Annotated in this window: 17 protein-coding genes; 16 read left to right on the top strand and 1 reads right to left on the bottom strand. The window is 48.9% G+C overall.

Going from position 1 to position 21721, the window contains the following annotated elements:
• Positions 1–4 precede the first annotated feature (4 nt).
• From DESHY_RS13055 to DESHY_RS13030, 6 genes are all read left to right on the top strand, one after another.
• Positions 5–1165: a 1-deoxy-D-xylulose-5-phosphate reductoisomerase gene (locus DESHY_RS13055; RefSeq protein WP_008413454.1), complete on the top strand. Its 1161-nt coding sequence runs from the start codon at positions 5–7 to the stop codon at positions 1163–1165.
• A gap of 10 nt (positions 1166–1175) precedes the next feature.
• Positions 1176–2213, top strand: a complete 1038-nt coding sequence (gene rseP, locus DESHY_RS13050; protein ID WP_008413453.1) for an RIP metalloprotease RseP — start codon at positions 1176–1178, stop codon at positions 2211–2213.
• Between the two features lie 11 nt (positions 2214–2224).
• Positions 2225–3274, top strand: coding sequence for a flavodoxin-dependent (E)-4-hydroxy-3-methylbut-2-enyl-diphosphate synthase (gene ispG, locus DESHY_RS13045; protein ID WP_008413452.1), 1050 nt, complete (start codon positions 2225–2227; stop codon positions 3272–3274).
• Between the two features lie 66 nt (positions 3275–3340).
• Positions 3341–5050 (top strand): proline--tRNA ligase, encoded by a 1710-nt coding sequence (locus DESHY_RS13040; RefSeq protein ID WP_008413451.1) that lies wholly within the window; start codon positions 3341–3343, stop codon positions 5048–5050.
• 10 nt (positions 5051–5060) lie between these two features.
• Entirely contained in the window at positions 5061–6203 is a 1143-nt protein-coding gene (locus DESHY_RS13035; protein ID WP_008413450.1) for an MGDG synthase family glycosyltransferase, read from the top strand.
• Positions 6204–6307: 104 nt separating this feature from the next.
• A complete protein-coding gene (locus tag DESHY_RS13030; protein WP_008413449.1) occupies positions 6308–10570 on the top strand; it encodes a PolC-type DNA polymerase III in 4263 nt (1420 codons plus the stop codon).
• 45 nt (positions 10571–10615) lie between these two features.
• On the opposite strand, the gene DESHY_RS13025 is transcribed toward DESHY_RS13030, so the two are convergent.
• Positions 10616–11902 (bottom strand): hypothetical protein, encoded by a 1287-nt coding sequence (locus DESHY_RS13025; RefSeq protein WP_008413447.1) that lies wholly within the window; start codon positions 11900–11902, stop codon positions 10616–10618.
• A 174-nt stretch (positions 11903–12076) separates the two neighbouring features.
• On the opposite strand from DESHY_RS13025, the gene pdaA reads away from it, so the two are divergent.
• The 10 genes from pdaA to truB all read left to right on the top strand — a co-directional run bounded on the left by pdaA (position 12077) and on the right by truB (position 21678).
• Positions 12077–13036 carry a delta-lactam-biosynthetic de-N-acetylase gene (gene pdaA, locus DESHY_RS13020; RefSeq protein ID WP_008413446.1) on the top strand — a complete coding sequence of 320 codons (960 nt, stop codon included), beginning with the start codon at positions 12077–12079 and terminating at the stop codon, positions 13034–13036.
• An 84-nt stretch (positions 13037–13120) separates the two neighbouring features.
• Positions 13121–14155: a CehA/McbA family metallohydrolase domain-containing protein gene (locus DESHY_RS13015; protein WP_008413444.1), complete on the top strand. Its 1035-nt coding sequence runs from the start codon at positions 13121–13123 to the stop codon at positions 14153–14155.
• A gap of 244 nt (positions 14156–14399) precedes the next feature.
• Positions 14400–14861: a ribosome maturation factor RimP gene (gene rimP, locus DESHY_RS13010; RefSeq protein WP_008413442.1), complete on the top strand. Its 462-nt coding sequence runs from the start codon at positions 14400–14402 to the stop codon at positions 14859–14861.
• Between the two features lie 23 nt (positions 14862–14884).
• Positions 14885–16048, top strand: coding sequence for a transcription termination factor NusA (nusA, locus tag DESHY_RS13005; protein ID WP_008413441.1), 1164 nt, complete (start codon positions 14885–14887; stop codon positions 16046–16048).
• Between the two features lie 12 nt (positions 16049–16060).
• The gene (gene rnpM / locus DESHY_RS13000; RefSeq protein ID WP_008413440.1) at positions 16061–16327 is read left to right on the top strand and encodes an RNase P modulator RnpM; all 267 of its coding nucleotides are present in this window, start codon (positions 16061–16063) and stop codon (positions 16325–16327) included.
• 2 nt (positions 16328–16329) lie between these two features.
• A complete protein-coding gene (locus DESHY_RS12995) occupies positions 16330–16641 on the top strand; it encodes a L7Ae/L30e/S12e/Gadd45 family ribosomal protein (RefSeq protein ID WP_008413439.1) in 312 nt (103 codons plus the stop codon).
• A 41-nt stretch (positions 16642–16682) separates the two neighbouring features.
• Entirely contained in the window at positions 16683–19382 is a 2700-nt protein-coding gene (gene infB / locus DESHY_RS12990; protein WP_008413438.1) for a translation initiation factor IF-2, read from the top strand.
• Between the two features lie 38 nt (positions 19383–19420).
• Positions 19421–19780: a 30S ribosome-binding factor RbfA gene (gene rbfA / locus DESHY_RS12985; protein ID WP_008413437.1), complete on the top strand. Its 360-nt coding sequence runs from the start codon at positions 19421–19423 to the stop codon at positions 19778–19780.
• Positions 19773–20762: a DHH family phosphoesterase gene (locus DESHY_RS12980; protein ID WP_008413436.1), complete on the top strand. Its 990-nt coding sequence runs from the start codon at positions 19773–19775 to the stop codon at positions 20760–20762. Before rbfA ends, DESHY_RS12980 begins: the two co-directional genes overlap by 8 nt.
• Positions 20746–21678 (top strand): tRNA pseudouridine(55) synthase TruB, encoded by a 933-nt coding sequence (gene truB, locus DESHY_RS12975; RefSeq protein ID WP_008413435.1) that lies wholly within the window; start codon positions 20746–20748, stop codon positions 21676–21678. Before DESHY_RS12980 ends, truB begins: the two co-directional genes overlap by 17 nt.
• Positions 21679–21721 lie beyond the last annotated feature (43 nt).

The raw sequence follows: 21721 nt of genomic DNA, 5'->3' as shown, positions 1-21721 counted from the left end.
AAGCATGAAGTATATTGCCATATTAGGAAGTACAGGCTCCATTGGCAGACAAACCCTGGAGGTTGTGGAGCTTTTTCCTCAACGTTTGAAAGTAGTTGCGCTGGCGGCCGGCAGAAACCGTCAGGCCTTTTTGCAGCAATGTTTACGCTACCGGCCGCGGCTGGTATCCTTGGAACTGGCCGAAGATGCCAAATGGCTGCAAGAACAATTGGCCGGCTGTGCTTACCGACCGGCAATTCATTACGGCTTGGATGGTTTAATTACAGTGGCAACTTGTGCCGAGGCTTCCCTGGTGGTAACCGCCTTAAGCGGTGCGGTAGGTTTAATACCAACCTGTGCTGCCATTAAAGCCCGGAAGCAAATTGCATTGGCCAATAAAGAAACTTTGGTGGCAGCCGGTCAATATGTATCAGGGCTGGCGGAGCAATACGGGGTTTCCCTCCTGCCTGTGGACAGCGAACATTCTGCCATCTGGCAATGTTTACAAGAAGAAAACCGACAGGCTGTGCAAAGATTGCTGCTTACTGCCTCGGGCGGTCCTTTCCGGCAGCTGGATCAGGCCGCTCTTAAGCAGGTTACGCCTGCCATGGCTTTGCAGCATCCCAACTGGTCCATGGGACAAAAGATCACCGTTGATTCTGCCACATTAATGAATAAAGGCCTGGAGGTTATCGAAGCCAGATGGCTGTTTAATGTGGACTATGACCAAATTGATGTGGTAATTCATCCCCAGAGTATTATTCATTCAATGGTAGAATATGGCGACGGTTCACTGCTGGCTCATTTAGGAATGCCGGACATGCGCATACCTATCCAATATGCCCTGAGCTACCCGGAACGCTGGTTTAACCAACTGCCCCGCCTGCAGGTTAACCGGCTTAAAGGATTAACCTTTGAGGAGCCGGATACTGAGCGTTTTCCTGCACTGGCGCTGGCTTATCAGGCAGGACGGCAGGGCGGGGCGGCACCGGCGGTATTAAATGCTGCCAATGAAGTTGCCGTACATGCTTTTTTGGCAGGCTGTATTAACTTTTTAGATATACCCTATATTGTAGCTAAAACCCTGGACAAATACCAACCTGTAAACCCTGCCGGTCTGGATGAGATTATTCAAATTGACAGCTGGGCTAGGGCAGAAGCTCAAAAAATCATCAAAAGACAGTAGAGGTGAAGTTATGCAAACATTTATCGCTTCGGTGGTTGTCTTTGGTTTATTGATTTTTTTTCATGAGTTGGGCCACTTTCTGGTTGCTAAAAGAGTAGGAATACTGGTGCATGAGTTTTCACTGGGGTTTGGTCCTAAAATCATTGGCTTCCACCGGGGCGGTACCAGGTACAACTTGCGCCTGCTGCCTTTGGGTGGTTTTGTGCGGATGGCCGGTATGGATCCAAATGAAGAGGCAGATAAAGATATTCCGGTTGAACAAACCTTTAATCATAAATCCGCCATGCAAAGGGCAGCGGTAATTATTGCCGGACCGCTTATGAATTTTGTACTGGCGGCGGTTCTTTTTGCCTTAATCTTAATGGTGCAGGGAGTACCGGATCCGTCAACTACCAAAGTTGGCGAAGTCCTTGCCGGTTCGCCTGCCCAGCAAGCCGGCTTGCAAATCGGCGATGTAATTGTTGCCGTCAATAACCAGCCTGTACAAACCTGGGATCAATTGGTTGCGGCGACCAACAGAACCCCCGGACAGCCGCTGCAAGTGAAGGTGCGCCGGGATAATCAGGAACTCAATCTGACAGCTACTGCCGTTAAAGATAAATCAGGCCAGTATAAAATGGGCATAAAGCCGGCTTTGAAAAAAATGGATCCTTTTTCTGCCCTGGCTAAAGGTACTTCCTTTACTATCCAGATATCCGGTTTAATCCTGGCCTTTTTAGGTCAAATGTTTACTCAACAGGCTCCCCTTGATTTGGGAGGGCCGGTCAGGGTGGTTAGCGAAATCGGCAAAGCAGCTGAGTTTGGCATTTTTCAGGTAATGCAATTGGCTGCCTTTTTAAGCATTAACCTGGGACTGTTCAACTTGTTGCCTATTCCGGCTTTAGACGGCAGTCGGGTGCTGTTTTTACTTTGGGAGAAAATCAGCGGCAGGCCGGTGGAACCATCTAAAGAAAGTTTTATTCATTTGATCGGTTTTGGCTTATTGCTGTTGCTTATGGTAGTAATTACTTATAACGACATAGTTTCACTCATGTTTGGCAATCGCTGACGGAGGTTAAAATGAGATTTAAAAAAACACGCCCTGTGATGGTGGGATCGGTACAAATTGGCGGGGGGGCGCCGGTTGTCATTCAGTCTATGACCAACACCGATACCCGGGATGCCCAGGCTACCGTCGCACAGATTAATGAACTTACGCAGGCGGGTTGTGAGGTAATCCGGGTAGCCGTACCTGATCAGGCAGCCGCGGCAGCCTTGCCGGCCATTAAAGCAAGCATTAACATACCTTTAATCGCTGACATTCATTTTGATTATCGGCTGGCTCTGGCTGCTTTACAGGCCGGCGTGGACGGGTTGCGGATCAACCCCGGTAATATCGGTGGCAAAGACAAAGTACGGGAGGTTGTAGCTGCTGCCCGTGAGCGCCGGGTGCCCATTCGCATCGGGGTAAATGCCGGCTCGCTGGAAAAGGAGTTACTGAAAAAATATGGCGGCATAACTGCGGATGCCATGGTAGAAAGTGCCTTAAACCATATTAGCTTGCTGGAAGAACTGGATTACCGGGAAATTAAAGTTTCCCTCAAGGCCTCTCATATTCCCTTGATGCTGGAGGCCTATCGCAAACTGTCGGCCCGGGTAGACTACCCGCTGCATGTGGGAGTAACCGAGGCAGGCACTGTGAAAAGCGGCACCATTAAGTCAGCAGTTGGCATTGGTGCCCTGTTGGCTCAGGGAATTGGCGATACCATAAGGGTATCATTGACCGGTCATCCCAAACATGAGGTATATGTAGCCTGGCAAATTCTTAAAGCACTTGGTTTAAGACAGCGTGGCGCGGAGTTGATCTCCTGCCCCACCTGCGGCAGAACTCAAATTGATCTGATCAAACTGGCCGAACAAGTGGAAGAAAAGCTGGCTCACCTTGAAAAACCCATAAAAGTGGCGGTGATGGGGTGCGCCGTTAACGGACCGGGCGAAGCCAGAGAAGCTGACGTGGGTATAGCCGGCGGCAGGGGAATGGGTTTACTATTTCGCCATGGCAAGATTATCCGCCAGGTTCCTGAGGAAAATCTTCTGGCAGAACTGATGAAGGAAATAGAAAAGTTATAAGGTAAGGCGGTTTGCAGCAAATACCACAACATCTCAAGCAAAAGTTTACAGCAGGAGGATTAAGACATGCGCGTCAGTCAAATGTTATTGCCTACTTTAAGAGAAGTGCCGGCGGAGGCTGAAGTGGTCAGCCACCGGCTTTTGTTGCGGGCCGGTTTTATTCGGAAGACGGCTTCCGGCATATATACATATCTGCCGCTGGCCCAGCGGGTATTAAAGAAAATTATGCAGATTATCCGTGAGGAAATGGACAAGCAAGGCGGGCAGGAAATGCTGATGCCTATCATTCAACCGGCGGAGTTGTGGCTGGAATCCGGCCGGTGGCAGGTTTACGGCCCGGAACTGTTCCGTTTAAAGGATCGTCATGAGCGGGATTTTTGTTTGGCTCCCACCCATGAAGAAGTTATTACAGTTACCGTGCGCAATGAGGTTCGTTCATACAAGCAATTGCCTTTAATGCTGTACCACATTACCAACAAGTACCGGGATGAACGACGGCCCCGGTTCGGACTCATGCGGGGCAGGGAATTTATTATGAAGGACCTGTATTCCTTTGATTTGGATGAAGCGGGTCTGGATATCAGCTACCGCAAAATGCATGAGGCGTATACCAATGTCTTTAAACGGTGCGGTTTAACCTGTCGGCCGGTGGAAGCAGATTCCGGGGCTATCGGCGGCAGCACCACCCATGAATTTATGGTGTTAGCCGAATCCGGCGAAGCAGCCATACTTTATTGCAATGCCTGTGATTACGCAGCCAACGTAGAAAAAGCCGCTGCTACCCCGGCAGCCGGCCTTGATCCTGCAGTCCAGGCCGGTCAACTGCAAGAAATCAGCACCCCCGGTCAAAAGTCTGCTGAGGAAGTGGCAGCCTTTTTGCGTGTGGAACCCTGCCAGGTTATCAAAACCATGATTTATAAAACGGAGCGGGATGTCGTGGCAGCTCTGGTCAGGGGTGATCATGACGTCAACGAAGTAAAACTGCTTAACGCCCTGCAGGCAATTAACCTTGAATTGGCAGACGAACAAGCCGTCCGGCAAGCCACAGGGGCTCCTACCGGTTATGTAGGGCCGGTTGGTTTAGCCAATATACGCATTGTGGCTGATCCGGAAGTAATGGCCCTGGCCAATGCTGTGGCGGGTGCCAACAAAACCGACACCCACCTGATTAATGTGAATCCGGGGCGGGACTTTACCCCCGACCTGGTGGCAGATATTCGTATGGTAAAAGCCGGTGAGCCATGTCCCAAATGCGGCGCTCAACTACAGGAGGCCCGGGGGATTGAAGTGGGCCAGATTTTCAAGTTAGGAACCAAATACAGCAAAGTTTTGGGAGCAACTTTTCTGGATGAACATGGCAAGGAGCGGCATATTGTCATGGGCTGCTACGGCATCGGGGTGACCCGCACAATGGCAGCAGCCATTGAACAAAACCACGATCAAGACGGTATTATTTGGCCGGCCGCTATTGCTCCCTACCATGTAGTGGTGATTCCGGTGTCAGCCAAAGATGACGCCCAAATGCAGCTGGCGGAAAAGCTCTACCAGGAACTTAACCGAGCAGGGTTAGAAGCTGTTTTGGATGATCGTCCAGAACGCCCTGGCGTTAAATTTAAGGATGCTGATTTAGTGGGTTACCCCTTACGGATAGTGGTAGGCAGTAAGGCAGTGCAGGAAGGGTTGGTGGAGATGCGCCAGCGTCGTTCCGGGCAAACGGATTTGCTGCCCTTGTCTGACGCGGTGGACCGGGTGAAGGAAATTTTACCAACCTTATAGGAGTTCTTTTATGATATTGAATAAAGTTTTGGTATTGTCGGTATCAGCCGGAGAAGGCCACATGAGGGCCGCAGCGGCAATTAAAGAAGAAATACGGCAGCGCAACCCGGCGGCGGAGGTTACTGTTCTTGATACCTTTCGCTACGCCAGCCCTCTGATTGAAAAAGTGGTACTGGGGACTTACATGGAGATAATTAAAATGTCCCCGGTTATTTACGGTTATTTATACCGGCAGGCGGAAAAAGAAAAACCCTTGTCCGGTTTTGCCAAACAAGAATTTAACCGTGTGCTCAACCGGTTGGCAGCACCAAAACTAATTTCGTTTATTGAGCAAATGCAGCCCCAGGCGGTTGTTTGTACTCATCCTTTCCCCCTGGGGATTCTCAGTCACCTGAGAACCAAGGGAAAATGCAACATGCCCATAATTGCAGCCATTACCGATTTTACAGTACACCCTTTCTGGCTTTTTCGTGAAGTTGATTGCTACCTGGTTGCTGCCCCGCAACTGATTAAGTCCTTTATCGATTATGGTATAGATGCTGCTAAAGTAAAGGCTACAGGCATTCCCATCGACCCTCGTTTTGCTGTTCCTAAAGACCGCAACCTGCTGCGGCAGCAATGGGGATTGGCTGCTCACCTGCCGGCTATTCTCATCATGGGCGGCGGGCTGGGCATGGGACCGCTGGCTGAAGTGGTAAAAGAACTGGCTGCTGTTAGGCTGCCCTGCCAGCTGGTGGTTGTCTGCGGGCGCAACGAAACGTTAAGAAGCAAATTGCTTAAAGCTGCTCCCGGCCTGCCTACCAAGGTTCATGTATGGGGCTATCTAAACAACATACATGATCTTATGGCAGCCTGCGACCTGATGATAGGCAAGGCAGGCGGGCTTACATCTTCTGAAGCCATGGCCAGCAATTTACCTATGTTGATCACCGACCCGATTCCGGGCCAAGAGGAACGCAATGCGGAATTTTTGGAAAGCGTCGGGGCTGCCAGACTGGTAAGGGGTTATCACGATCTTGTCCGCCAGGTGCAGAACTACCTTAACCATCCGGCAGTGCAGCGTGCTATGATTGAAGCGGCCGGATCCATTGGTTGCCCCCGCTCAGCAGCGGCTGCCGCAGATGCAATTGAAGAACTTGTTTTTCATAAATAATAATTATAAAATGAAACCGGCCCGGACTGTGCTGCCCTTTCTTTTTGACGGGGCTGTCGGCTGCTTGTCAGAGAAAACGATTCAAGACTACGGAGGGTTTTAAATTGGCAGTTTCGTTATATGATCTGCTGGCCGGCCAGACCGGCAATGATGAACTGCGGGAAATATGCGAACACGCCCAGGTAGTACGGGTTATTGTTAATCTGGCCAAAAGACAATGGAAAGTTTTATTAAAAATTAATCAACAACTAACCAGTGAAGATGTTTTTAAAATAAAAACGGCCCTGGCTGCCCTGACACCGGGGCCGGTTTTATTAGAGGTTAACCTGCAGCCATGTTGTGTTGACCGGCCTGATTTAGAAATGCTAAAGGCAGAGCTGGTTCAGAAATTTCCGGCTGCCCGGGGCTGGGTAAACAACGCCCGTTGGCAATGCGAAAAGGACTGCCTGGAGATTTACCTGCCCGACGAGGTTAGCTGGCAATTACTCAAGGCCAGAGATTGCGATTTGTTTTTGCAAGATCGTATTAAAACACTTTTTTCCCTTGATTATAAAGTTGTTTTTCAGGTGCAGTCAGCAGCTGACCCGGTAATTGACTGGTGCGCCATGCAAGAACAAGCCGAACGCACTCTGTGGGAAAAATTGTCAGCTGTTCAGACTGCCGGACAGCGGGAGAGAAAAACGGATGCCGGTGCTGCTGCCGCTGATGAAAAGGTTATTGCGGGTAAATTGATTAAAGGTGACCCTAAACTTATTCAAGAAATTCAAGATGAAGAAAAGTCCTTAATAGTTAAAGGGAAAATTTTTGACTTGGATGTCAAATCACTAAAATCGGGCAGACAGATCTTAACTTTCAACATTACCGATTATACAGATTCCATTGAAGTAAAAAAGTTTCTGGACGAAGACGATCAAACAACAGCTCAGCGCCTGCAAAACGGACAATGGCTGCTGGTACGTGGGCCGGTTCAGTACGATAAATTTTCCCAGGAATTGACACTAATGGCTTACGATATCAACCTGGCAGAAGCGCCGGTTCGTCAGGATAACGCCTTGGAAAAAAGGGTAGAGCTTCACTTGCACACAAAAATGAGCGCCATGGACAGTGTGTGCAGTGCAGCGGATGTTATCAAACAAGCTGCGGTCTGGGGTCACCCGGCTGTGGCGGTTACTGATCACGGCGTGGTGCAGGCCTTTCCGGAGGCCTATGCAGCGGCTAAAAAAGCAGGTATTAAATTAATTTATGGTGTAGAAGGCTATCTCATAGATGACGGAATTACTACCCTGTTAAATTGGCAGACCAACGCTTTATTGAAAGATCTTGAGTATGTGGTACTGGATTTTGAAACCACCGGGTTTTCTCCCCAAACGGCTGAGATTATTGAAATAGGTGCTGTGAAATACCTTAACGGGGAAGAAACAGCTCGTTATGGCACATTGGTTAAGCCGGAAAAGGAGATTCCTTTTGAAGTCACCAAGTTAACCGGTATTACGCCTGAGATGGTAAAAGAAGCACCACCGGCTAAGCAAGCCCTGGCAGCATTGCGCGATTTTATCGGCAACGCTGTTTTGGTGGCTCATAATGCTTCTTTTGATGCCAGCTTCTTAAAAACAGGTTTTCGCAAGCAGCTGCAGGTAGAAATAAAAAATCCCGTTATTGACACTCTGGGGGTGGCAAGGGTACTGCTGCCCCAGTTAAAAAATCACAAACTGGATACCCTGGTGAAAGAATTTAAAATTGAACTGGCCAATCACCACCGGGCGGTAGATGATGCAGCGGCAACCGGTAAACTATGGCAGATCTTGCTGAATAAGATTTTACAACAAGGTGTTGAGGATTTGCAGGGTCTCAGTGAATTGGGTCGGGGGATCAGTCAGGATAAATTAAAAGCCAGGCATGTCACAATTCTGGTCAAAAATGAAATTGGTTTGCAAAATCTATACCGGCTTATTAGCTTATCCCATCTAAAATACTTTCACCGCCAGCCAAGAATTCCCAGGCAAGAATTAATTAAACACCGGGAAGGGTTGCTGGTGGGGTCAGCCTGCGAGGCAGGGGAACTTTATCAAGCTCTGCTGGCCGGTGCTTCGGAGGAAGAACTGGAACAAATTGTTGCTTTTTACGATTATTTAGAAATACAGCCCTTGGGAAATAACGAGTTTCTGGTACGATCCGGTCAGGTAAATTCACTGGATGATTTAAAGGAACTTAACCGTCGGATAGTTGAACTGGGTAACAGGCTGGGTGTGCCGGTGGTGGCAACCGGTGATGTGCATTTTCTTAATCCGGAAGACGAAATCTACCGCCGTATCTTGATGGCCGGTAAAGGCTTTGAGGATGCCGATTCGCAGGCCCCTTTATACTTTAAGACCACCGATGAAATGCTGGCGGAGTTTTCTTACCTGGGAGAAGCAATGGCTTATCGTGTGGTGGTCGAGAACACAAGGAAAATAGCTGAAACTGTTGAATTTTTCAAACCTATCCCGGATACCTTACACCCGCCCTATATTGAAGGAGCAGAACAGCAAATTACTGATATGACATGGCAAAGGGCCAGGGAACTGTATGGAGATCCGCTGCCGGAAGTTGTTCAGCAGAGAATAGACAAAGAACTGAAGTCGATCATCGGCAACGGGTTTGCCGTGCTTTATTTAATTGCCCATAAACTGGTAAAAAAATCTTTGGATGACGGTTATCTGGTAGGTTCCCGAGGATCGGTAGGATCCTCCTTGGTGGCAACTCTGACAAACATTACTGAGGTTAACCCGTTGCCGCCTCATTACCGCTGTCCCGGTTGCCTGCACAGTGAATTTATCATGGACGGATCCGCCGGCTGCGGGGCGGATATGCCGGATAAAACCTGTCCCCTTTGCGGCACGGCTTACCTAAAGGACGGACATGATATTCCTTTTGAGGTGTTTTTAGGATTTGACGGCGATAAAGTGCCGGATATAGATTTAAACTTTTCAGGGGAATATCAACCCCGAGCTCATAAATACACCGAAGAACTGTTCGGCAAGGATTTTGTCTTTCGGGCGGGAACCATTGGCACCATAGCGGAAAAAACTGCCTTCGGGTTTGTCAAAAATTATTTTGATGAAAGAAACATTAAGAAAAGAAATGCTGAATTAAAAAGGTTGGTGCTGGGCTGTGCAGGAGTAAAAAGAACCACCGGTCAACATCCCGGCGGGTTGATGGTGGTACCCAATAACCTGGATGTGCACATGTTTACGCCGATTCAGCGCCCGGCCGATGATGTTAATTCTGAAATCACCACTACTCATTTTGACTATCATTCTATCCACGACAGTCTGGTTAAACTGGATATTCTGGGACATGACGATCCCACAGTAATCCGTATGCTGGAGGATTTAACCGGTATTAACGCCAGAACAATCCCGCTGGATGAACCCAAAACCATGAGTTTATTTTCTTCTACCGACGCTCTTGGTGTGACGCCCGAGGAAATCCGCTCTCCGGTGGGGACTTATGCCATTCCGGAATTTGGCACCAAATTTGTGCGCCAGATGCTGGTGGATACCAAACCAAGCACCTTTTCCGAGCTGGTGCGCATATCAGGTTTTTCCCACGGCACAGATGTCTGGTTAAACAACGCCCAGGATTTAATTTGCTCCGGCACCTGCAAACTGTCAGAAGCCATTTCAGCCCGGGATGATATCATGGTTTACTTAATATATAAAGGACTGCCGCCCAAACAGGCTTTTAAAATTATGGAAGGTGTTCGCAAAGGCAAGGGTGTTAAGGAAGAAGACGCAGAAACCATGCGGGCCCATGGCGTGCCGGAATGGTATATTGAGTCCTGCCGCAAGATAAAATACATGTTTCCCAAGGCTCATGCCACCGCCTATGTTATGATGGCCTTCCGCATTGCCTGGTTTAAAGTTTACTGTCCGGAGGCCTTCTATGCAGCATATTTTACAGTACGGGCGGATGATTTTGATGCCGAACTGATGGTTCAGGGACCGCAAAAAATCAGGCAGGCAATTGAAGAAATCGAAGCTAAAGGAAACGGCGCTTCGCAAAAAGAGAAAAACATGCTTACTATTTTAGAAGTGGCCCTGGAGGCCAACTGCCGGGGGATTAAACTGTTGCCGGTAAATCTGGAAAAATCGGATGCAGTAAAATTTATCGTTACTCCGGCCGGCTTGCTTTCGCCCTTTGCCGGTCTGCAGGGTGTAGGCACTGCCGCTGCCCAAAACATTGTGGCCGCCCGGCAGGAGGCCCCCTTCACATCGGTGGATGACTTGCGCAACCGAGCCAAGGTTTCCAAGACTGTAATTGAGGTTTTGCAAAACCACGGTTGTTTGGCCAATCTGCAGGCATCCGATCAAATGGTGTTATTTTAAGTTTGCAACTAAACCTAAAATCATGTTTTACTTTGCAAAGTTGTATTAGTGGCAGATCAGCATAAAACCACGGGGCAGGGTGCTGAGCAACAGGTTTAAATCTGCTTCATTCAGGTAAATGCAGCTGTATGATTTGGGAAGACCCAGGCTCCCGTGGTGATCGGACATGTTGGCCGGCAGGTGGTGCAGCAGGATGTCGGCATTTAGCCATAACCAACCCGGAGCACCTGTCCGGCGGTTTTGTTCATAAAGGGTGCCTGTAGGAAGTTGTCTTGACTTAACAGCCACCGTCATTTTTTTTAAGGTTTTATTGCCTTCCATCAACCATAAAGTTGGTGAAGCACCAAGTTTTAATTCCAGCCACTTGCTGTTGCCCAGATTGGTCGTAGTAAAGGAAAACTCATAGTCCAGCGTTTCATTGCTGGCGGCCGTCAAACGGACTTTTGCGTGATAGGTTTGACCCGGCAGCATCACCCGCTCGGGTATGTATTTTGCCTGATTATTTGTGACCCGGGTGGTACCCGGTAATCCCGGAATGATAAACCGGCCGGATTTTAACTTTTGATTGGTTGTGATTATGAGATCGCGGGTTAACCAGACACTGGCGGCACCCGGACGGGGTAACACTTGTTCAATTAAAAACTCCGGCGCGGTTTGGAAATGTACAATGATGTCCTCTGCCAGCCGGGTGCCGTTTTTACCAGGTAAACCTTTTTTTAACTTGATAGCATACTGCTGCCGGTTTGTCAATTTTTTGGCCGGCCAGAATAGCCAGCGGCTGTAGTCTGAAACGGCGCCTTGTGCTTTTGGATTTGCCGGGGCAGGCTCCAGTTTCCCTGGCAGCGGAAGATCAATATATTGCTGTATTTGCCCTGGCTCTACATCAGTGTTAAACTGTAGAATAACCGGTCCCCGGGATGGCACAGGGTCACCGGCAATACCTGCCAAGCGCAGCTTTACCTGCGGCTGAAACTGGCCGCCGGCCCATACATAAAAAGGCCAAATCATGGCCGGAGCTGCTTTAAAACGGTAATAATAAAGCTGACCTCGCGGGTAACCCGGTTCGCTTATTTTTATTTGCAGTGTATTGGCTGTTATCCAGCGGCCGGAAAAGGGAAGGGGTGCCTGGTCTGATGTTTGATAAAGCACCAGCCGGCCGGAGGCAAGAGGTTTCATGGGCACCAAGAATTTAAAGGTAACGATTACTTCCCCCTCTACACTGTCTTCCACCCGGCAAGTAACCCCGAAGGCTGCTGCGAACCAGAAGACCAGCAGAACAAACAAAACAACCGTATACTGAATAATGCGAAGCCGGCTGATTTGGATAATCATACTGAGGTTCCCCCAACTTTTTGGTTTTGGCTTGGCACAACAGATAAATGGCTTCGTAATTTATATATTTACACTGCTGGCATAATATGACTGTCCTGCCTGGTTAAGGGAAATAATATAAAGCAAACTTGCGGTATTTTATCAATTGCCAACAACTTAATTTGGGAGGTAACCATGAAAAAAGGTCTATTAGTGGCTGCTGCAACGGTGTTTGTCCTGTTCATGGCGGGGGGAGGACTGATGCTGTATAGTAAAAATTCTCCAGGACAAGAGCAGGTGACCCCGCCGGTACCGATCAGTACAGAGAACAGCCGGCCGGCTCCTGCCCTGCCGGCGGGAAGTGACCGGGAGACCGGCCGGGAGACAGCCAAGGTGGCAGAGCCTGACCCTAACAGCGGGCAGCAGAGTCCGGTTGCCGCCCGGCCACAGGCAACTGCTCAAGCGTTAACCGACAATGAAAAATTAAGCTGGTATTATAAGCCAAACAAAGAACATAAACTGCCGGAGGTTAATCCCCGGGGAAAGGCTTTATTAGAGAAGTATAACGGCATCTATCACGGGGATACCGGTGCAAAAAATATCTATTTAACTTTTGACGAAGGTTATGAGAACGGTTACACCCCCAAAATACTGGATACCCTGCAGGAAGCAGGGATCAAAGCCGCTTTCTTTATTACCGGGGATTACTTGCGCAAACACCCGGATTTGGTAAAACGTATGGTGCAGGAAGGTCACCTTGTGGGCAATCACACCGACCGTCATCCCAGCCTGCCGCAAATCAGTGATGCGGCGGTGATAAAGGAAATCCAGTCTGTCAGCGACAGCTTTGCCCAATTAACCGGCGCTTCGATGAAGTATCTGCGCCCGCCGATGGGTGAGTATAGTGAACGAACCTTAAAATTAACCCGAGATCTGGGTTATCGCCATGTTTTTTGGAGCGTGGCTCTGGTCGACTGGCGTCCGGATGCCGGTACCCCGGAGCAAAACCACAATACCGTTATGGAACGGTTGCATAACGGGGCAGTGATTTTGCTGCATGCTGTCAACAAAGCCAATGCAGAAATGCTGGCGGACCTTATTAAAGATTGCCAGGCCCAGGGTTACCGGTTTGCCAGTTTGGACGAAATCAGATAGCTAGAAATTACCTTTATACTTGTTCGGACAAATCCATTAGAATAGTTGTGGGAGATTTGTTGACTAATTAATTGAGGTGTTAAAATGCTCTACAACTATTCCGGTATTGCCCATATTCATACCAGTTATTCGGACGGCTCGGCCGATTTAAAGGAGATTGCACGGGTTGCCTGCAGATCAGGGGCGCATTTTATTTTAATTAATGACCACGATACCCTGCAAGCCAAGCACTTTGAAGGAGAGTGCTATCTGCACGGCGTGCTGGTGCTGATCGGGGCAGAGGTGACACCTCAGCGCAACCATTTTTTGTGTTATGATATTAACAACGTCCCCAGCCGGCTATTACCGCCGCAGCAATACGTCGGGGAGGTGTACCGGCAGGGTGGATTTGGTTTTTTGGCTCACCCTGACCAACGGGAAAACCCGTTATTTCCCGGACGCATGCATTGGGAAAGCTGGGATCTGGATTTGCCATTCGGTGTGGAAATCTGGAATTTTTTTGCCCAGTGGATGGGAGGTTTTAAAACCCTGGGGGGATTGCTGAAAAACTTTTTTTTCCCTAAAGCACGGTTACAACCGCCCCATCCGGAAACCTTGCTGCGGTGGGACCGGTTGGGGTGTACCCGTCCGGTACCGGCCATTGCCGGGGTGGATGCCCATGGGGGCAGACAATTTAACTGGTTGCCAACCGTTGTCAGCAGTTACCTGCACCAGTTTAAAACCTTGCGCACCCATGTTTTAACCCGACAGCCATTGCGGGGAGATGTTGCAAAGGATCGCCGGCTGATTTTATCTGCCCTGAAACAGGGCTGCAGTTATCTGGTCAATCACTTTGCCGGCAAAGTGCAGTTTTTTTCTTTTTTGATCCAGCACGGTAACAGGTGCTGGTATATGGGAGAAGAAGTAAGATACAGACCGGGACTGGTAATAAAAGTGACTTTACCTGAGCCGGCTCAAATTAGAATTATTAAAGACGGCAAATTATTTTGTCAAACCCATGCCGGTACTGTACGGCTGCCGCAAGCGGCACCGGGAGTATACCGGGTGGAGGTTTATAAAGGCAGCCGGTGGCCGCGGCCTTGGATTTTTTCCAACCACATTTATGTCAGAGCTGCGTGAGTCCGGATAAATTACCTGGTTTTTTGTGCATAGAATTAAGGTGCTTGAGATAGGATAGTAACAAATCCTTATACCTGAATGCAGAAGCCGGGCGTCCGGAAGCCTTGTCAAGAAATGGTTTGTATGGTATACTAATTATGCTTTTTGAATGTCGCTGATGTTTTAATTTTTTGTGTAAGGAGAGGAGTGGGTCATTCCCACTCTTTCGTATTACCTTGGGTAAAAACCGTAAGGAGGATTTGCTTTGGCAAAACATACCATAGCAGAAAAAGTTGCGGAAGCCGTTCAACCCGTTATTGATGAAGCAAACCTGGAACTGGTAGATGTTGAATATGTCAAAGAGGGCGGTAACTGGTACCTGAGAGTCTTCATTGATAAGCCTGGGGGTGTAGATCTGGATGATTGCCAGGCTGTGTCGGAAAAGATTGACACAATACTGGATCAATTGGATCCGATTCCCCAGGCCTATTTTTTAGAGGTTTCTTCACCGGGGTTGGAACGGCCTTTAAAAAAGCCTGCGGATTTTCAGCGCTTTAACGGTCATCTGGTTAATATTACTACCTTTGCTCCTATTAACGGGGCCAAATCCTTTACCGGCAAATTGCTGGACTATACTGACGAAGGGGTTCTGCTGGATATAAAAGGAAAACAACTGATGTTACCCCACCGGCAAGTTGCCGCGGCACGTCTGGCAGTGGAATTTTGAATTTATTATGGGAGGAGCAACAAGTGAATAGTGAGTTTTTAGAAGCTTTAAAGGATCTGGAAAAGGAAAAGGGTATCTCAGTGGATGTGCTTTTAGAAGCCATCGAAGCAGCCTTGCTGTCTGCCTATAAGCGCAACTTTGGTTCTTTGCAAAATGCCAGAGTTCATATTGACAGAGAAACCGGTGATTTTAAAGTTTATTCTCAGCGTGCGGTGGTAGAAGAAGCTCAGGATGACCGGGTAGAAATCTCTTTGGAAGAAGCCAGGAAAATTGATCCCCGCTATAATTTAGGGGACATGGTTGAAAATGAGGTAACGCCGCGCAATTTTGGCCGTATTGCTGCGCAAACAGCCAAACAGGTAGTGGTTCAGCGCATCCGCGAAGCGGAAAGAAACATTATTTATGAAGAATTTTCTAACCGGGAAGGAGACATTCTGACCGGGGTGGTGCAGCGCATTGAAAATAAAAATGTCTATATTGAGCTGGGAAAAACCGAAGCTATCCTGACGCCTTCTGAGCAAATGCCCAATGAAGAATACCGTCAGGGGGACCGCCTAAAAGCCTATATCGTTGAGGTGCGGAAAACCACCAAAGGTCCTCAAATTTTGGTTTCCCGTACCCACCCGGGGCTTTTAAAACGGCTGTTTGAAATGGAAGTGCCGGAACTGCAAGACGGCGTGGTAGAATTGAAGTCGATTGCCCGGGAAGCCGGTTACCGCTCTAAAATTGCGGTTTACTCCAAAGATGAAAATGTTGATCCGGTGGGGGCCTGTGTCGGTCCTAAGGGTATGCGGGTACAAAATATTGTAAACGAATTAAACGGGGAAAAGATTGATATTGTCAAATGGAATCAGGATCCTTCCAAGTATGTGGCGTCTTCTCTCAGCCCGGCCAAGGTGGTGGCGGTGGAAGTTTGGGAGGATGAAAAAGTTGCCCGGGTTATTGTGCCTGATTACCAGCTGTCTTTGGCCATTGGCAAAGAGGGTCAAAATGCCCGCCTGGCTGCCAAACTGACCGGCTGGAAAATTGACATTAAGAGCGAGTCACAGATGGCAGAACTTTATCCTGACTACCATGATCAAGCCGACTTGAACGGCAGCCGGGAAGATTACTTGACAGACGACTATGTTGAGGACTACAATTCATATCCGGCAGCTGATGAGTTGCTTGAAGAAGATGAGAAGTAAGGAGGTTTTGCAGTGCCCAGGGTAAAAAAAGTTCCGCTCAGGATGTGCATTGGTTGTCAAGAAATGAAGCCCAAGCGGGAACTGATACGGGTGGTGCGAACTCCCCAGGAAACGGTTGAAATTGATCCCACCGGAAAAAAATCAGGCCGGGGCGCCTATATTTGCCCTCATCCTGATTGTTTGCAAAAGGCTGTTAAAGGTAAAAGGCTCGAACGGTCCCTGGAATGCACCATCTCACCTGAAATTATAGAAACTCTCAGGCAGGGGATGGTGAAGTAGCAGTGCATGGACCTGTTTTTCATCTGTTAGGCTTGAGCCAGCGGGCCGGCAAGGTGGCAGCGGGGGATTTTGCAGTGCGGCAGCAGTTGGCCAGGGGTAAGGTAAAATTGCTGATTGTTGCTGCCAATACGTCTGAAAGAATTAAACAGGATTATGTGCAAATGGGTCGGTCTAAGAATGTCCCTGTGGTGCTGGCTTTAACTAAAGAAGCACTGGGGTGTGCCTTGGGAAAATCTCCCCGTGCTGCAGTAGCCGTCCTGGATGAAAATTTTGCCCGGGGCATTCAAGGTCTGCTGGAAAAGGGGGAGAAGTAAAAGGTTTTTTGACAGGTTGCTGAATTTATGGAGGTGAATATATGGCCAAAAAACGGGTCCATGAGCTGGCAAAAGAGCTGAATATAGAAAATAAAGACCTTATCAATAAACTAATTGAATTGGGTATTCAAGTAAAATCACACATGAGTGCTTTGGAAGATAGTGATGTCCAAAAGATATTGCATTCATACAGACCCCCAAAAGGTTTGCCAGAGGAAAAGAAAACTGAACCGGTAACTAAACAAAATATGCAGGAACGGGGTAGAGGGCAAGGAATGGAAGGCAAAAAAGAAAAGGATCAATTTTTTAGACCCGACAACAGCAAAGGACCGGGACTGGTAGACAGGGTTCCCAACCGCCCACCCGATCGGAGATATGAAGACAAACCCAAATCACCGCAGCGTCCGCCCAGAGATAACCGGCCGGTAAGAACTTCTGCCGCTAAGGACGGGGGCAGACAGGAAGTTAAAGATACGGCTCATCAGGCAGCAGGACATAACCGCCCCCAGCGACCGCCCGGGGGTGGCAGGCCGCAGGGAGAGCGTACAACTCAGGCGCATCATCAGGGAAGACCTGAGCAGCGGGAGCGCTTTAACCAAAACCAGGTAAAAAGTGCTGCCGGACAGCAGTCAGCCGGCGCCCAGGGCAGACCCCAGCAGGCAGAACGTGCCGGGGGAGCCAGACCGCCCCAGGGGGATCGGCCGGCCGGCCCAGGCAAAGATCGCGGCAATGTCAGGCCGGCCCACGGCGGCCGGGGAGGTGGGCCACGTCCGAGCAATCCCTCCATTCCCAAGCCGCCGGAACAAATTGCCCAGCCGAAGCCAACCAAGGCACCGGATAAAACCAAGGGGGATCGCCGTAAAAATTATGAAAAAGACGGCAAATGGGCTGATCAGAGCATAGAAAACACCAAGCTCAATAAGCACCGCTTGCAGAAATCTAAAAAGAAACAGGAACAGCCTGCTCCGCCGGTCATCCCGGATAAGCGTCCTGTCCAAATCGGCGAAACCGTTACGGTACAGGAACTGGCGGAAAAATTAAAGAAAACGGCCGCTGAGGTTATTAAAAAATTAATGAATTTAGGGGTTCTGGCTACCATTAACCAGGAAATTGATTTTGATACAGCTGCTTTAATTGCCGGGGAATACGGCGTAGAAGCAGAACTAAAAGTGGCAGTTGACAAAGAGGCACTGATCATGACCGAACCGGAGGATGATCCCGCTCAACTGGTACCCAGACCGCCGGTGGTTACTATTATGGGACACGTGGATCATGGCAAAACGTCCTTATTAGACGCTATCCGGCAGACCAATGTAACTGCCGGCGAAGCCGGCGGCATTACTCAGCATATCGGTGCTTATCAGGTAGAACACAACGGCAAGAAAATAACCTTTGTGGATACGCCGGGGCACGCTGCTTTTACAGCCATGCGGGCGCGCGGCGCACAAATAACGGATATTGCCATTCTGGTGGTGGCGGCAGATGACGGGGTAATGCCGCAAACAGTAGAAGCAATTAACCACGCCAAGGCCGCCAATGTGCCTATTATTGTCGCCATCAACAAAATGGACAAACCGGAAGCCAACCCCGATAAGGTTAAACAGGAGCTTACCCAACATGAACTGGTAGTAGAGGACTGGGGCGGCGATGTTATCGCAGTTCCTGTATCAGCTAAAACCGGTATGGGTCTGGATAACTTGTTAGAAATGATTTTGCTGGTGGCCGAGGTTCACGAGTTAAAGGCCAACCCCAACCGCCCGGCCCGGGGTACTGTGGTGGAGGCCGAGTTGGATAAAGGTCGCGGCCCGGTGGCTACGGTACTGGTTCAGAATGGTACCCTGCATGTGGGAGATACTATTGTTGTGGGGCATGCTTTCGGGCGTGTCAGGGCAATGATTGATGATAAGGGACGCCGGGTGAAAAAAGCCGGCCCCAGTATGCCGGTAGAAATACTTGGCTTGTCTGATGTCCCGGAAGCCGGCGATATTCTGGTGGTTGTTGAGGACGAAAAGCTGGCCAGAGAAGTGGCTGAAAAAAGGCAGTTGCGCAAACGGGAAGAAATTCTAAAAGCAACTGCTAAAATTTCCCTGGATGACCTGTTTAAGCATATTCAAGAAGGCCAAATTAAAGAGTTGCCGATCATTCTGAAAGCAGATGTGCAAGGCTCCATTGAGGCTTTGGCCCAGGCTTTAGAAAAGTTGAGTACGGATGAAGTAAAAGTAAATCTTATACACAGTGGTGTGGGAGCCATCAATGAATCTGACATTATGCTGGCCACAGCTTCCAATGCCATTGTCATTGGCTTTAATGTGCGACCGGATGCTAATGCCAGGAAAATAGCTGAGGCAGAAAAGATTGACATTCACCTTTACCGGGTTATCTACGAGGTTATTGACGATGTCAAGAAAGCCATGAGCGGTTTATTAGACCCCGAGTATAAAGAAGTCATTATGGGGCATGTTGAGGTCAGAAAGATTTTCAAAGCCTCAAAAATCGGCACCATTGCAGGCTGTTATGTGACTGAAGGAAAAATAGTAAGAGATGCCGGAATTCGCTTGATTCGCGACGGTATTGTCATTCACGAAGGTAAACTGGATTCATTAAAGCGTTTTAAAGATGATGTAAAAGAAGTGGCACAGGGTTATGAGTGTGGCATTACCATTGAGAACTTTAATGACATCCAGGAAGGAGACATCATTGAAGCCTATACTGTAGAAACCATTAAGAGGGAACTGGCATAAATATATTTATATTAAAGACAAAATAGGAGGTGTGTTGCATGTCACACCGACCGGAACGTATTGCTGAAGCAATTAAAAAAGAGACGGCAGATATACTGAGCAATGATATAAAGGACCCCAGGGTGGGTTTTGTTACGGTTACCGGGGTAGAAGTTACCAGAGACCTGTCCTATGCCAAAGTATTTGTCAGTGTTATGGGCTCCGAGGAACGGCGCAAAGAAACATTAAATGTGCTGCAAAAGTGTGCCGGTTATCTGCGTTCGGAAATCGGTCGCAGAATTAAAATACGTCATGCGCCGGAAATTATATTCAAATTAGATACTTCCTTGGATCATGGGACGCGCATTATGGAAATTCTGCAGCAAATTAACCGTCAGGAGAACACATCGCATGAGTAACTTGCCGGCGGTAGCAGCAGCCATTAAAAAATCCCAGCGTCTTTTGTTGTGCGGTCATGTGATGCCTGACGGTGACAGCCTTGGTTCAGTGCTGGCTCTGGGCTTGGGACTGCGGTGGCTGGGTAAAGACGTAACCATAGTTAGCTCAGACCCTATCCCGGAGCTTTATCAGTTTCTGCCAGGCATAGATACCGTACTGGTTGGCGAAGTACCGCAACAGCCTTATGACTTACTGGTGGCAGTGGATTGCTCAGTGCCCGAGCGTTTAGGAAAAGCGCTGGAACCTGTGCTAAAAAGCAACTTGCCTATTGCGGTTATTGATCACCATGTCAATGACCGGCCCTTTGGACAATACAATTACGTGCGGACGGCAGCCGCTGCCACCGGGGAGATCATCATGGATCTGTTGGATATGTTGCAGGTTCCCATTAGTATGGAGCTGGCTGTTAATCTTTACACAGCTATTGTCACAGATACGGGTTCCTTCCGCTATGAAAATACAACCTCCGATACTCACAACAGGGCAGCCCGGCTGTTGGCCTGCGGTATTCCGGTAGCCCGCTTGTCTAATCAAATTTTTGGCGAGCAACCCCTGGCTTCCTTAAAGCTGCTGGAAGTTGCCCTGGGAACATTGAAGGTCAGCCCGTGCGGTCAAATAGCCTGGCTGAGTATTTCCCAGTCACAGATAAAATCAGTAGGCGCCTGCGAGCAGCATATCGAGGGATTAATAAATTACCCCAGAAAAATTAAAGGGGTGGAGTTGGCTATTGTTTTTCGAGAGTTAGACGAACGATTGGTTAAAGTAAGTTTTCGCTCCAAATACCGGGTGAATGTCAATCTTTTAGCCGGTAAATTTGGCGGCGGCGGGCATGTGAGAGCTGCCGGTTGCACGGTGTCAGGCAGCCTGGATCAGGTGCAGGCTATGGTTTTGCACGAAGCACAAGAATTAATGCGAGGCGATTCCGGTGGACGGCATTCTTAATATATTAAAGCCTCCTGGTATGACTTCTCATGATGTGGTTCAGTATGTACGAAAGGTTACCGGTATTAAAAAATGCGGGCATACCGGTACCCTTGATCCGGGCGCTGCCGGCGTACTGCCTGTTTGCCTGGGCAAAGCTACCAAGCTGGCCAGGTTCTTAGCGGAAGGGGATAAGACCTATAGGGGTGAGATTACTCTTGGCATTGCCACTACTTCCCAGGATGCCTTTGGCGAGGTGGTGGCCCGGCAAAGTGCTGCCGGCATCACTTGGGAACGTCTGCAGGAAGTTTTTGCCGGCTTTACGGGTCAGCTGAAACAAACGCCCCCGATGACCTCTGCCGTCAGAGTGCAGGGGCAGCGGCTGTATGAATGGGAACGGCAAGGAAAGATTGTGGAGGTGCCCAGCCGGCTGGTAACAATTTATCAACTTAAAATCATTGACAGCTGGCATTGGCACACGCCACATCCCCGTATTTTGTTTGATGTAACATGTTCAAAGGGGACATATGTGCGTACCCTCTGCTCCGATATCGGACAGGCCCTGGGGTGTGGCGCCTATATGTCCTTTTTGCTGCGCACCCGGGTAGGTCATTTTGAACTGGCCGGGGCTGTCACCCTGGAACAACTGACTAAATTGGCGGCAGAAAAGAACTGGGCCGCGGCAATTATACCTATGACCCAGGCAGTTCACCACCTGCCGGCTGTGGAAGTTCATGCCAGCGCAATAAAATCGGTAACCTCCGGTGCCACTCTTTATCCGGCGGGTGTTCTGGCCAGGACAGGCCAAATTAACCCGGGCGATTTAGTAAGGGTGCAGGCTGACCGGCAACTGTTGGCAATTTACAAGGCTGTTCAGGAGGAACAACAAGCTGTCAAACGTTTGATTTTTAAACCTGAGCTGGTGCTTGTTCCTTAAAAACAACTTGTTTATGTTTTTATGGTTTACCAAAACGTTAATA

This window comes from Desulforamulus hydrothermalis Lam5 = DSM 18033, assembly GCF_000315365.1.
GTDB classification, from domain to species: Bacteria; Bacillota; Desulfotomaculia; order Desulfotomaculales; family Desulfotomaculaceae; genus Desulfotomaculum; species Desulfotomaculum hydrothermale.
Note: the sequence above shows the minus strand (reverse complement) of the source record. Positions and strands in the feature narration are given on the sequence as shown.

Excerpts from the sequence above, each read along its gene's own strand:
- DESHY_RS13055 (WP_008413454.1), top strand. The coding sequence starts at position 5 with ATGAAGTATATTGCCATATTAGGAAGTACAGGCTCCATTGGCAGACAA.
- rseP (WP_008413453.1), top strand. The coding sequence starts at position 1,176 with ATGCAAACATTTATCGCTTCGGTGGTTGTCTTTGGTTTATTGATTTTT.
- ispG (WP_008413452.1), top strand. The coding sequence starts at position 2,225 with ATGAGATTTAAAAAAACACGCCCTGTGATGGTGGGATCGGTACAAATT.
- DESHY_RS13040 (WP_008413451.1), top strand. The coding sequence starts at position 3,341 with ATGCGCGTCAGTCAAATGTTATTGCCTACTTTAAGAGAAGTGCCGGCG.
- DESHY_RS13035 (WP_008413450.1), top strand. The coding sequence starts at position 5,061 with ATGATATTGAATAAAGTTTTGGTATTGTCGGTATCAGCCGGAGAAGGC.
- DESHY_RS13025 (WP_008413447.1), bottom strand. The coding sequence starts at position 11,902 with ATGATTATCCAAATCAGCCGGCTTCGCATTATTCAGTATACGGTTGTT.
- pdaA (WP_008413446.1), top strand. The coding sequence starts at position 12,077 with ATGAAAAAAGGTCTATTAGTGGCTGCTGCAACGGTGTTTGTCCTGTTC.
- DESHY_RS13015 (WP_008413444.1), top strand. The coding sequence starts at position 13,121 with ATGCTCTACAACTATTCCGGTATTGCCCATATTCATACCAGTTATTCG.
- infB (WP_008413438.1), top strand. The coding sequence starts at position 16,683 with ATGGCCAAAAAACGGGTCCATGAGCTGGCAAAAGAGCTGAATATAGAA.
- rbfA (WP_008413437.1), top strand. The coding sequence starts at position 19,421 with ATGTCACACCGACCGGAACGTATTGCTGAAGCAATTAAAAAAGAGACG.
- DESHY_RS12980 (WP_008413436.1), top strand. The coding sequence starts at position 19,773 with ATGAGTAACTTGCCGGCGGTAGCAGCAGCCATTAAAAAATCCCAGCGT.